General features: G+C 46.8%; 11 protein-coding genes. 1 reads left to right on the top strand and 10 read right to left on the bottom strand.

Annotated elements, in window-relative coordinates; genetic code table 11:
• Positions 1 to 23: 23 nt before the first annotated feature.
• The 9 genes from ATY27_RS13965 to ATY27_RS13925 all read right to left on the bottom strand — a co-directional run bounded on the left by ATY27_RS13965 (position 24) and on the right by ATY27_RS13925 (position 12,214).
• Positions 24 to 707, bottom strand: a complete 684-nt coding sequence (locus ATY27_RS13965) for a hypothetical protein (RefSeq protein WP_208931243.1) — start codon at positions 705 to 707, stop codon at positions 24 to 26.
• Between the two features lie 473 nt (positions 708 to 1,180).
• The gene (locus ATY27_RS13960; RefSeq protein WP_208931242.1) at positions 1,181 to 1,747 is read right to left on the bottom strand and encodes a hypothetical protein; all 567 of its coding nucleotides are present in this window, start codon (positions 1,745 to 1,747) and stop codon (positions 1,181 to 1,183) included.
• A gap of 828 nt (positions 1,748 to 2,575) precedes the next feature.
• Positions 2,576 to 5,386, bottom strand: coding sequence for a serine/threonine-protein kinase (locus tag ATY27_RS13955; protein ID WP_208931241.1), 2,811 nt, complete (start codon positions 5,384 to 5,386; stop codon positions 2,576 to 2,578).
• A gap of 168 nt (positions 5,387 to 5,554) precedes the next feature.
• On the bottom strand, positions 5,555 to 7,177 hold the full coding sequence (locus tag ATY27_RS13950) for a hypothetical protein (protein WP_208931240.1): 1,623 nt from the start codon (positions 7,175 to 7,177) through the stop codon (positions 5,555 to 5,557).
• Positions 7,178 to 7,265: 88 nt separating this feature from the next.
• The gene (locus ATY27_RS13945) at positions 7,266 to 7,631 is read right to left on the bottom strand and encodes a hypothetical protein (protein ID WP_208931239.1); all 366 of its coding nucleotides are present in this window, start codon (positions 7,629 to 7,631) and stop codon (positions 7,266 to 7,268) included.
• Positions 7,632 to 7,908: 277 nt separating this feature from the next.
• Positions 7,909 to 10,650: an SUMF1/EgtB/PvdO family nonheme iron enzyme gene (locus ATY27_RS13940; protein ID WP_208931238.1), complete on the bottom strand. Its 2,742-nt coding sequence runs from the start codon at positions 10,648 to 10,650 to the stop codon at positions 7,909 to 7,911.
• A gap of 354 nt (positions 10,651 to 11,004) precedes the next feature.
• Positions 11,005 to 11,370 (bottom strand): hypothetical protein, encoded by a 366-nt coding sequence (locus tag ATY27_RS13935; RefSeq protein ID WP_208931237.1) that lies wholly within the window; start codon positions 11,368 to 11,370, stop codon positions 11,005 to 11,007.
• A 17-nt stretch (positions 11,371 to 11,387) separates the two neighbouring features.
• Positions 11,388 to 11,912 carry a hypothetical protein gene (locus tag ATY27_RS13930; RefSeq protein WP_208931236.1) on the bottom strand — a complete coding sequence of 175 codons (525 nt, stop codon included), beginning with the start codon at positions 11,910 to 11,912 and terminating at the stop codon, positions 11,388 to 11,390.
• Entirely contained in the window at positions 11,909 to 12,214 is a 306-nt protein-coding gene (locus ATY27_RS13925) for a hypothetical protein (protein ID WP_208931235.1), read from the bottom strand. Before ATY27_RS13925 ends, ATY27_RS13930 begins: the two co-directional genes overlap by 4 nt.
• A gap of 213 nt (positions 12,215 to 12,427) precedes the next feature.
• Between ATY27_RS13925 and ATY27_RS13920 the strand changes: the two genes are divergently transcribed.
• On the top strand, positions 12,428 to 12,655 hold the full coding sequence (locus tag ATY27_RS13920) for a helix-turn-helix transcriptional regulator (RefSeq protein WP_208931234.1): 228 nt from the start codon (positions 12,428 to 12,430) through the stop codon (positions 12,653 to 12,655).
• Between the two features lie 58 nt (positions 12,656 to 12,713).
• Here ATY27_RS13920 and ATY27_RS13915 read toward each other — a convergent pair whose 3' ends face one another.
• Positions 12,714 to 13,121 (bottom strand): hypothetical protein, encoded by a 408-nt coding sequence (locus ATY27_RS13915; protein WP_208931233.1) that lies wholly within the window; start codon positions 13,119 to 13,121, stop codon positions 12,714 to 12,716.
• Positions 13,122 to 13,132 lie beyond the last annotated feature (11 nt).

The raw sequence follows: 13,132 nt of genomic DNA, 5'->3' as shown, positions 1-13,132 counted from the left end.
CTATGACGTTGTTTCGAAAGCAATCACCAAATCGGTAATTTTTTCATACGAAAGACTGAATTTGGCCCAGAACAGCTATGCAGCACCACTTCAACACCACCACCAGCCTGCCCAAATGCGTGCCTTACAGTGCCCGCAGCAAGTGGGGTGCCATCTGGAGGTTGAATGCGCCACATATAAACTGCCGGGAAGGGTGATGGCAGTGCATACCTTCCAACTACTGATAAACCACTACTTAAAAAATTTCGCTCTGATTCTGGTGCGAGATAAGTTCCTGCATGGATTTGCTTTTTTACAAAATCAATTCTACGGTCGTTGGCATATGGCGAGAATCTGTAAAATGAATCAGTCCGAGTTACGCTAGATACAATCATGGTCGATTGATTGTACTGGTTAGTCTGGTTAATTAACGCTACCTGCAAGGAGCCGTTTTTATTAATTGGGCCAGTAAATTGCTGCAAATAAGAGTCTTCGTTTCGGGATCTTTTCAAGAACTCGGCGTAACTTCGAGCAAGTTTCAGCGATGAAAGCTCGTCAATTGGCACATACAACTCGCAGTTAAAAACAAAATATTCCCCATCTGGAGGCTGACCCGTTTTAGGATTTGTTACCACAACATGATGATATCCAGGACCAGACTCCGTTAACAACGCTAAGGCAGTCCAAGGCTGTTTATGGTTCTCGCTAGCGATGTGCAAATAAATCATTTTTCATTCCTTAATAAACGAATTGGTTGCCAATCAATAACCTAAATCTGCTACCTCTATGGTGTTGTGGAGTTCCATACTTATTCTGCAACAACTATCTGCAGTGGCAGGCGATACTGCGTATGCCAATAGACAATTTGCTGGCGCTGTGCCGCTGTTTTAAATACCTCGTGCAGTAGATATTTTATATTCGAACTGTACGCCAATCTGTCGATGTATGGCTGTAAAACCAATCCGGGACTTCAGCCAAAAAATCTTAGGTACACGGCTGCAGTTAACTATTGACGAGAAGCTCCAACCAATAAGACTGCATTTCCTGATTCAACAACTGAATGTTGAGTGAAGAGTCTAAAGCTCGCGTTACTCTTCATGGTATTGGCGTTGAATGTTTAGTCACTCAACGCCAAGGTGCTGGAAAAATTTTAGGTTGGCTACCTTGGTCCACCAGGCAGCTATACTCCCTACCACCTCACCTATTTAGCTACCACTAGTTCAGTTGCACCCAACATAGCTTGGAGCTCCTTCCGATTTTGGAGGTCGTATGAGCTGATAATGGTTTGAAAAGACTTTACAATTGAGGTTCTTTTGCGCGCTACCCTTTTTTTGAATTCCGTCATCACAACTCCGCAAGTAACATGGCGAGTTAAGGCTTCAAAGTTGTTATCAGGACCTCGGTCGGTAATGTCAACGTCAGAGTATACTTTTTGGTACTGCTCAATTGGTGCCGAGATCCCTGAACGTGTGACTATATAGGCCCTGCGCAAAACATCTCCTTTGGTTTCAATATTACATTTTCTGTTGTCAAAAGCATGGTCGATAGTCCAACCACGACCACTTTGCCAAATTCGGTGGGAGTAGTTCGCGGTATAATGCACAACAATTCGTTCTGAAGTGCCATCTTCGTATTTTGCAATGTAGGAAATTTTTGAATCTCTGACAGTTTCTTCAGACTGGCTGCGTGTGTTGGCATGTGCTGCAAAGCCAGCAAATGACAATATGACAATTATTAACAAAGCGTATTTCGTGGCTAGCTTTAACATATGAAATCCTCATGAATTGAAAAAATCGCGTTAAACCAACTCCATATAGATGTCTAAACATCTACAGCGCCGTTATACCACGAAGCAAACTCATATCAGGTTGGACCAGATGTTGACGTGAACCAGAAGCCGATCCTTTTCAGATAATCAGCCTTGTTCTTTTTAGCCTGCCACGTATCCTATAATGCATGGTTAGGATCAGCACCGAACATCAAAATCTGTGGCAATGGATGGTTTCAATAAATTCCTCCGCCAACGCTCGCTTGCCTTTTGGTTTAGTCGATTGAACCACTTCTCCTTTATGGCGACTCAAAGTGACCAATAAGCAATTGGTCTGCGCCCTTGTGATAGTAGGGAACAGATTGGATGTGTCGATCACAGGGTCGGGTCTTGTACCAATCTAAAGCCAAATCCTCTGTAAGAGGTCTCCCATGGAGTTCGTACTGAAACTCTAATCGTATCGATTGACGCCTTAGAACCTCTTCAAGTTACTCGCGTTGAACAATTACCTATAGCCTTTGCAGTTCCATGTTTCAGAGCACCTTGATGCGTACCTGTACCCAATCCGATACGTTGCCATGCATGTCATACAAGATTTAGAGGGAAAAATTTGACTGGTGCCGTGTCAAAAATTTTCTTGCACCGTTTGTGTCCATATCAAGGCAGCTCAATCCGTGCGTTTGTTAAGTCCGCTATACATATTTACTTCTATACTTAACTGTTTATTGATACCAACTCACTATTTCGCTTTTTGAAAGATTCAGAGATAAGCTCAGCCAGAGTAGATCACAGCGAAGTTACCTCAATTACTTTTTCAAATAAATGCACCTACCAGCCAACACCGAGTTTTTCAAGCGCCTCTTGCGCATTTTCATCGCCTTGTTTAGCTGCCTTTTGATACCAGCTAACTGCATCGCTGACTGATTGCCGTACGCCTTTTCCCTCTTGATACATAAGTCCTAAAAAATATTGGGCTTCCGGATATTCCTGCTCTGCCGCCAATAGAAACAAGGCATAAGCTTCGCTATAGGATTGAGAAACACCTCGACCATCCAAATAATATTTCCCCAGATTTGTTTGTGCAATTAAATCTCCTTGCTCGGCCGCTGCACGAAACCAACGCGACGCTTCCTGATAAGATTGTGGCACCCCACGCCCCTCTTCATACATTACACCTAGAAAATTTTGAGATTTTGCATAGTTCTGTGCTGCAGCTTTATTAATCCAACCAAAAGCGTCGGTAGCCGATTGTGGAAAGTATTGGCCGTAATAATATAAAAACCCTAAACTATGTTGTGCTGGCGCGTATCCCTCTGCAGCGGCTTTTTGATAATAAGTAATAGCAGTTGAGTTAGCACCATCAACAAATTCAGACATCCTCCCAAGCAGGAAATATTCCACCGCTCCTAGATTATCAAATTGCGCAAACTTTCGTTCCGCCTCTTCACGATATTGCCTTGCTAATACAATATTTTTTTGGCCTTGTACCCCATCTGCGTGAATACAAGCCAAAGCAGCATCAGCATAAACGCTGCCTAATTTTGACGCGCGTTCGTATAAATTCAGGGCTTTTCCAGAATTAGTCTGAACAAAATATGCTTCATCTGCAGCCATTCGAAGCTCTTTTGCCTCTGTACTTTCTCGCTTCGCAGCTAACTGGGCGGCTTTTTTTGCCTCTTCTTTTCGAGTTTCGAGCTGGTGAAGCTTCGATTTTTCTTGCTCAGCTTCTGAACGAAATTTACCTTCGGTTTGTGAATCAAGATACTGCTGGTAACTTTGTGTGGTATTTTGCGCTTTCGCTTTGGCAAAAGCGTTTTTGTCATTGCGCCAATAAACTTCTTCCAGTTTTTGCAACAGAGTTTTATCAATCACACCGGCATGCAGCATTTTTTCCGTTTTTTCAAATGCAGCAACAGCGGTTTTTGTACGGGGGTCCCATTCACCAGTTTCGGAAATTTCATAACCCAATTTGATCAACCACTGCTGCGCTAACTTGATGGTAATTTGTTGAGCTTGTCGCGCTTGTTGTTCAGCCTTCAGGGCTTGTTGCTCTCGATTCGCCTCAAGTTTTGCCGCATCCTGTTCAGTTTTGGTTAGTTGTTCTGAAAATTTTCTGGCACTTTGCTGGTATTGACCATTTGGGTATTGCGTCAAATAGGTTTGGTAACTTTGCACCGTATCAGTCGTCTTTGCCTGTTGCCAGGCATTTAATTCTTGAGTTCGGGTAATTTCCTGCCTTTGATAGTTCTGATAGCCGTAATAGCCAGCCGCTGTTATGAGTAATGTTGTCAGGGTAGAAGCAACTACAAGCGACGTTTTTTTCTTCATTGCGTCTTGAGTTTTAAAAGTTTTGGTATTGGCGTGCAGACTGGTAGTGTTAGATTTTTCAGTGCCCGTTGCCGGCGGGAAAAACTGCAGTAGGTCCGATTCGCTTTTGCCTAAATGCACACCAGCAGCCAAGAGGGCGTTATGCTCATCAGGGGGAAGTTGGCCCTGAAATTTTGCTACTGTTGCTTCAAGCCGGGTGCGCCACTTCATAAAGCTTAGGGTTTGGGCGTTTTGCTGATTTTTGGTTTCTTCAACCAGTTGATTGAGTTCATTTTCAGTGACACCGGCAATATCGGCCAACACATAAAGTGTTTTTAACTGCGTTGAATCGACCATACCCACGGTTTGCAACAACGAAGCAATTTTTTGCTGCAATGGTTTCAGTTCACTTTTTAGTGTAGAACCGGAGCCTTGCACAAAAGTGCTGGTTTGCTCGGATTGCGTTTCACTTGTACCCGCTTGTTCTTTTGCTTGCCTAAAAGCACTTAACGCCGCCGTAGCATCCGGAAAACGTTTAGTCTTGTCGGTTTCAAGACAAGCTAAGATCCAGCGGTTTATGCCATCACCCAGTACCGGTTCATAATGTAGCGCATCAGCAAATCGGCCGACCGGCAAAGTGCCGCTTATCAGCCGGTACATCAACACGCCCACACTATAAATGTCGCTACGCGCATCGACCTGCTTAGCGCTCTCACGTTGCTCTGGGCTCATATAATTGCGACTACCAAGCGCTAGCCCGGTTTGACTGTGCTCAGTGTCAGGCAATTTAGCAACGCCAAAATCGGTCAGGCGGATATCTCCATCTTGTGCCACCAGCACATTGGCTGGTTTAATGTCGCGATGCACTAAACCTGCTGCATGCACATCCGACAGCGCCTGCAGCAGCTGATCAATCACCTGCAAAGTACGGGTTAAACCAAGCTTGCGCGGCCGCAGAGCTTGTGGCAATTCAGCCAAAACCTGTGCATCCAGCGCGTCTTTGCCCACTTCATCGACCAGGCTTTTTTCAAGATACGGCATCACGTAATATGGCGTGCCGTCAGCAAGGGCATCAAAATCGTACAGTTCAATCACATAGGGGTTACGGCTTAATTGGCGCAGAATACGGGCTTCGTTGAGAAAGCGGTCTTTTAAGACTTGAGCTGCGTCTTGTGATGCCGAAGTGATTTGCTGCGCTAAAGCGGTATCTTTTAAGGTATAGACTTTAATCGCCACCTGCAGCTTCAGCTTTGGGTCTTCTGCCAAAAACACGGTACCAAAACCACCTTGTCCCAAAACCCGAATGACCCGATATTTGCCAATTTGGTCCATCTGCCAACCTCTGTGTTGCTTGCCTGCGCTTTTGCTAAAAAATACTACGACTCAGAGTATATAAGTGCATATTTCTCTTTGTCATGCCGGTTATGGCAGCAATAGAGCATAAAGATCGCCAGACGCGCGCTAAAGATCCTTTTGTTTGATTCTGCTTTTGAATCGACCTTAATTTTCAACCTTCACATCCAGCCGATACTGCTGTTGCCACTGTCGCAGTTGATGCTGCTTGATCGGGTCTCTTAACAGATGATCATGCATATAGTTCAGCTGCGAGCGAAGCTGCCAACTATCGATGTAATAAGGCAGGTTTAGGTTGGTTTTGTCGTGTAGCTTCAGGTAAGCCACCTCGGCAAAGTTTTGTGCATCAAGCTGTTGCTCGTTAAGACTGACCAAATCGCTGGAATAATGCTGCAGCGACCAACGGCTAAACTCCGGCAATTCCGACAAAATATATTGGCGTGTTTCAGTATCAGGAATTGCCTTTACCCAACTGTTTATTAAGGTTGGCGCCTGTCGATACCAAAAATGAAAACGTGGTTGAGCCCGGGCGATGGAAGATAGAGCCTCAATATCGAGTTTGACCAACTTGCCAGCCATAGCGTTGTCTGGTTGATAGGCCTGCATAACATCGATCAGCTCGTAGTAAATAGGCGCAAACGCCAATTGCGCAAAAGCAGCGTCGTATCGGCTTTTTCTGAGTAATTTAAACCGGGATAACTCAACATCAAGCGTTGCCAGCCAGATACTGTGTTGGTTGATCACATCCTCTGTTTGCTTCAGCCATTGTGCACTAAGGCCTTCTAGTGCGGGAAGATCAGGCACTAAATCCGCATCATTTAGCAGGACCGCAACTAACGACGGTAAGGCGCCGTCACTCGCTGGAATTAATACCGGCATCTTATCCCGTAGCACTGTCCGTTGCTGCGCAGTTAACCGGTCATACTGGCCTGGTAGCCACAATGCTATCTGTTTTAACGCCCCCACCGCAGGTTCGGTTTTGTCTAGTTCCGCCATTACGTCTGCCAGCAGTTCAGTTTGTTGTTGCGGCAACAATGATGGCCACAGAGCTTTGAGCAGCGCTAAGCTCTGCGGTTGATGCGACTGCCACAGAGCCGGCTGAATGTAACGATACAGCGGTAGCGACGCAGATTGCGTACACTCCAATTTTGGATTTTCCAAGAAATCATAAATGGCTGAGCCTGTAGCCTCATCTGGCTCGCCAAGAGGTAACTCTGGGATTTGCCTCGTTACACCAAAGGTTTTGGCGCAGTGTGCAAAGATAAAATCTGCGATTTGCCCTTGTACCGAAATCCCTGGAACCGGTTGTAACAAAATCCGGTTTAAATACTCAGAACTAGCAAACGCAGGCTCGGCTTTCTGTAGCTGTAACGCGTGGTGTAACAAGTCCGTCCAATCTTCGAGCCGACTCATATCAGCAGAGCGCACAATCTTCGGGAAATAGTACAGAACCGCCGCCTGACGCACCGGGCTTTTGCTAACTGTCGGTACTCGTTGGATCGCGGTCAGGTAATCATACGGTTCTGGCAAAACAGAAAATGCGGCATCAACGCTGGCGTAGCTTAAATCGGTTAGCTCAAGTTGAGTAAGCTCACAGGTAAGTTTCTGCTGATCTTGCTGTTGCGAGCAAAATTGCATGGCCGCCGTCGCAGCATTGCGGGCCGCCACAACGGCTTCAGGATCGCGTTTACTCTCTGCTGCCAGCCAAAAAGCACCAGCTGCGAATAATGCTGCCAGCGGCAGTGCCACCCATAACCATTTTTTAGACATAACATTTCCTATAACGATATTGCTAACGAAAGAAGCATGAAGAGACTGGATTGGTGTCAGTCATTGCAAAAAAACAAAGCCGCACTATTTAGCCACGAAACAACAGGTAAAACACCACAACATCCAACAACAATGCGCCCGGCAATGCATTTTCTACCCGCCTCGCCAAATCACCGAGAGCGCCAGAGCCAAATCCAGCCTCGTCGCGCCAATCTGATAATTCGCTGCGCGCGATGCTGATGCGCCTTAGCATCCAAAAGCAGTTCAGCGAGCGCGGACTCGGCAGCAAATCAAGAAACTGCCAACCATCGACATAGGACAACGCATAACTGGCGGCTTTACCGCGGTCGAAGTCGGCAGATAGCTTTGCACGGCAACAAGCGGTGGCGTAAAACAGCGGAAACAAAAGCCGTAGTGGTAAGGTAATCGAGCTGCGAAGCCAGCGAAGCGACATAACACTTTCCTTTTGGGGCTGATGGTTTGTTTGGTTATGGCAATAGCAGAGGGATTTTTGTTGGTAAGGAGAAGTTTTTGGATCCGCAAGAATAAACAATATGGCTGATGGTCACGTAGTGTGATTTCGTTGATGCTACTGGTAGGCGGGCTGGTAACTAAATGCAGGGCCGCGGCAAAAGGAAAATCAAAATCAACACGCGAATGCTAACACGCGGACCGGAAGGGCCTGCGGCGCTGCTTTTTAAGCATGGCCAGTGAACGTTCGCTGCGCTCTCTTAAATGTCCTGAGCCAATCGAAAGCCGCTAAGGAAACTGTAACTGCTCGACGATTCAAACCCGAAGCGATAAGAAACACGCTGGAGAGCAGATTGCCAGTCCCAGGAGCCCCCTCTTGTAACCCGGCTCGCACAAACACCTTGCTGCCAAGCTTTACCATTACTAGATGCCCCGACGTAGCTATCCTTCCAGCAATCCTGCGTCCATTCCCACACGTTCCCACTCATATCGTAAAGGCCGTAGCCATTGGCGGCAAAGGACTTTACTGGCACAGTACCGTCATACGAACTACTACATTCGCCACCATTTTCACTACGGCCATAACGCGCCTGACCACAATGAATGCTATCGCCCCAGCTGTATTTAGTCGTAGTGCCACCGCGAGCTGCATATTCCCATTCAGCCTCCGAAGGTAGGCGGAAAATTTGGCCTGTGGTTTTATTTAGCCATGGAATAAATTGTTGAGTGATATCATCATAGCTGACACCTGCTACTGGCTTACTGCCGCGACCAGAGCTGTCAAAGATACTGTCATCCGGTTGATGCACGCATCCACCTGCCCGCACGCAAGCATCCCACATCTCATTGGTCACTTCGGTTTCCATTAGCTTAAAAGACTTAATATTGACTTGATGTCGAGGTTTTTCGGCATCCGAACACTGCTTATCGCCGGGGCTACACCCCATCATAAAATTGCCGCCGGGTATAAATAGCATGTTCCCTATATATGGCCGAACGTGCACCGCCGATTGTAGTGCCTTGCTTTTATCTTCAGCAAGCTGAGCTGCAAATTTGCGAGCCTTCTCTTCTGCATCCGCTTTCGCTTTGGCGTCTGCAATGGCTTGTTGTTGCAGCTCTTGTTTGACCGTTTCGATACCTTCTGTCGCTTGAGTGCGGTATTTGCCGTCTACACGCGTGTCCAAATACTGCTGGTAGCTTTGTTCGGTGTTGGCACTTTTTGCTATTTCAAAGGCCTGTTGGTCGTTACTCCAATAGACTTGTTCGAGTTTGGCGAATAGAGTCGCATCAACAGCGCCGGTGACCATCATGTTTTCGCTACTTTCAAACTTTTCAATCGCTGCTTTGGTGCGCGCGTCGAGCTCGCCGGTTTGGGCCAGTTCGTAACCTAGTTTTATCAGCCATTGCTGGGCCAAACCAATTTGGCTTTGCGTTTGTTTTTGCTTGGCCTCTTCGGCTGTTTTTAGGCTGTCTAAAGCTTTGACCGCGCTTTGGCGGTATTGACCTTGTGGTAGCTGATTCAAGTACTTCTGATATCCATCAACTGTATCGGCGAGCTTGGCTTGTTGCCAGGCTCTTAGGTCTTTAGTTCGCTCTGCTTCTAGCTGCTGATAACTGTTGTAGCCATAATACCCCCCCGCGGCTAACAGAATGGTAGCGATACCGGTCGCAAGTAGACCCTTGTGAGGTTTCTTAACTTCGATGTGATTTGAAGCAAATTGTGATGAGTTCTGTGTTGACGAATTGGACTTCCCTGATGCGGCTGTTGGTAGGAGCCGTGCAAGCTCTGCTTCCGTTTTGCCTAGCAGCATACCACCGGCTAATAAGGCGTCGCGTTCATCATTGGGCATTTTGCCCTGATGCTGCGTTTTTGCGTGTGCAACCTTTTCCCGCCACTTGATAAAGCTTTGAACGGCTGCAGGTTGGGCTGCTTTAGTCTCCAAGATTAACTGGGTTAAATCGGCCTCTGACACACCAGCAATATCCGCGGCCACGCTTAATGCTTTTAACTGCGCGCTATCGACCATGCCTTCGGTTTTGAGTAGCTCAGTGATTTTTTGTTGTAGCGGTTTCAGTTCACTTTTTATTGTGGCGCCTGAGCCAGATACAAATGTACCGGATTGTTCATCGAGCCCATCGCTTGTGCCCGCTTCCGTCTTTGATTGCCGAAATGCGGTTAAAGCCGCTGTTGCGTCCGGAAAACGTTTAGTTTTGTCGGTTTCAAGACAAGCTAAGATCCAGCGGTTTAAGCCATCACCCAGTGCTGGTTCATAATGCAGCGCATCAGCAAAGCGGCCGACCGGCAAAGTGCCGCTTATCAGCCGGTACATCAACACGCCAACACTATAAATGTCACTGCGTGCATCGACATGTTTAGCGCTCTCACGCTGCTCCGGGCTCATATAATTGCGACTACCAAGCGCTAGTCCGGTTTGGCTATGCTCAGTGTCAGGCAATTTAGCAACGCCAAAATCGGTCAAACGGATGTCACCATCTTGCGCTACAAGCACGTTAGCAGGCTTAATGTCGCGATGAACTAAACCTGCGGCATGCACATCCGACAGCGCCTGCAACAGCTGGTCAATCACCTGTAAAGTACGGCTTAAGCCAAGCTTACGCGGACGCAAGGCTTGCGGCAATTCAGCCAGCACTTGTGCATCCAGCGCGTCTTTGCCCACTTCATCGACCAAGCTTTTTTCAAGATACGGCATGACGTAATAAGGCGTGCCGTCAGCAAGGGCATCAAAATCGTACAGTTCAATCACATAGGGGTTACGACTTAATTGGCGCAGAATACGGGCTTCGTTGAGAAAGCGGTCTTTTAAGACTTGAGCTGCGTCTTGTGATGCAGAAGTGATTTGCTGCGCTAAAGCGGTATCTTTTAAGGCATAAATTTTGATTGCAACTTGCAATTTCAGCATCGGATCTTCCGCCAAAAACACAGTACCAAATCCACCTTGTCCCAAAACCCGAATGACCCGATATTTGCCAATTTGGTCCATCTGCCAACCTCTGTGTTGATTGCCTGCGCTTTTGCTAAAAATACTAACCAGTAGAGTATATAAGCGCATATTTATCTTTGTCATGCCGATTATGGCAGCAATAGAGCCAAAAGATCGCGCAAAGTACGTTACAACATCTTGTATTTAGTTTTGTTTTTGCATCGGATGCCAAACTGAGCAACCATCAACGATGTCTGCGCAATGTGGATAATCAAAACTACATAACGACAATGGTTATAGGGACGACAATGACCGTGTAAGTGCACCCACAGCAAGTGCTCACGCGGACAAAAATAAAAAAAGCCCTGGACGCCACGATAACAGCCAGGGCTTGTGTTGTTTCAGGACAGGCTATCAGTCTAGACCCGACAATCCAGATAACCGGATGTAGGAGATCGCAGTGCACGCACCATCTTCACTGCAGAAAATCAGCTTTTGCCAGGGCATTAGGCACAGGTTGTGACCCAGTAGCGAAATCACATCAAGTGCCCCGCTGCTGTTGCCGGTAATATCTGAGCCAATCAGCCATTCGTAACAGCCGTTTTCATGTAGATAAAGGCTCCAACCGGCAGCATGGTTTCCATAAATAGTGGTTTTACAGAGGACCTTCGGCGAGTCTCTATCAACGCAATGCCAGTCTGCCAAACGAGCGGGATCGAGCAGAACGATCTCATTATTGCTTTTGCCGGAGTATGCCGGCACCGGTATTAAAGTTTGCATGTCTGGCCTCCTCTGGCTCACGAATCCAACCGCGGATTGCTCCAACTATCGCTGGTAACCATCCGACAGAACTGCATCACCGGATGGTCGCGATGATCTAACCCAAGCGGTTCGTAACTGCGGAGTAAATAGCTACAGACATCGAGCAACAGCCTATCGCCAAAAAACAGCTGTACCTCTTCGTAAAAACCCGGTTCGATGTAGTGTTGCAGGATGCCTTCGATGCCAAAGTACAAATACTGATAACCACTGACTTCGCAAATCACCCGGCCAGTATCGCCATACTCCCGGGTTAGGCTGTACCCCAGTAACAGCGATGCCGGGATGCAGCCCATATGCGCTAGTTTTTGGCAAATTGCTTGCTCCGCAAGCGTGTTCAGACGCTGCATGCCGCGCTGCCCAAGCCTGGTGTACGGATAAAAAAAGCGTGGATGTTTACGCGGCACATTGCGTAGTTGCATTGCTTCCCAACCCTGCTCGGCGGTGACCAAGTTGCCCAACCAAACCTGGAAAATACCGTAAGAATATTGTGGATTGCTCATTGCAGCTCTCCCACCGGAATATCATGATTCAGTAGAAAGTGCACAAAACCACGCTGCAGTTCCTTGAAATCCGCGTCGCGCAAACAACTGGCACAACAGACTTCCCGGCGAACCCAGTTAAGCACAAATTCTGTGTTGTCGATCGACTGGTCATGGGTGATCATCGCCGATAACTGCCGCCCACGTGGCTCTATAAAAAGAGCAGTGACAAGGTAAGTCGCCAGTTGCCGGGTTTGGCGTTGATAACGCTGCATAAGCTGGAAATGCTTAAATTGCTGGGTTTGTTCGATAACAATCATCATTGAACCTCTCTGCAGTTGAATCCAACCATACTCAGTAATTTACCCACCACCATTTTTATCGAGTGTAAAGCTTCCGACCTAAAGACAGTTTGTGCCATACTGCAGCCTCCTCTGAAAGAAAGCATTTTGCTTCTCTAGAGACACATTAGTTTAGTCCTAAGATACTTGTCAAGCGCAAGATGAGTCTCTAAAGAGTCATTTGGAATCTTTATAGTGATAAAATGCAACTTATCAGCACTATTGGGTGCTCGTAAACTGAAGCTCGCTGATGTGATGCGCGACACCGGTATTAACCGCAGCACGTTGACGCGTCTCTATCATGAAACTACTTCACGGATCGACTACGAAACGCTGGAAACGTTATGCCGGTATTTGAAATGTGATATCGGGGAGTTTCTGGAAATTGCGGAAGATGATGATTCTGGGAAAACTCAGGTTTAAAAAATGATAGGAATTACTCAACGCAAGCAAACTAACTAAATTAACCCTCATGATAAACCTAGTTGGCTTCGAACTGGCATGCTTTTAACTGCACAAATTGCTGCCAGCTATTTTTTCTATTTAACCAGCTAAGCTTGAAATCACTATGGTCGGTTTTAAAACAGAGACTCGAAAAAAATTGTCCCTGCTGAAAAGCTGACTCATCACCACAATTTATGTCAGTTGTCACTAATTTGAACACAGTCAAAAAGTCCTTATATAACCAAAATCGCTGAATGCTGCCGGTGTACTTCTGCATCAAACTAAAGACCTCCTCATCACGCAATGCATGCGCAAAACCATTGCGAATGTGGTAAATGCACCAACAATCGAACTTGCCTTGAGAAAAGACCAACTGCGTTCCATCAAGCAGTGTTGCAATCTCCGACGATTGTTCAGCAAAACGTTGCGTGACGACAAATGCCATAACTCGTACCT

The organism is Rheinheimera sp. F8 (genome assembly GCF_001518915.1).
This window is presented reverse-complemented; position numbering and strand designations above follow the sequence as displayed.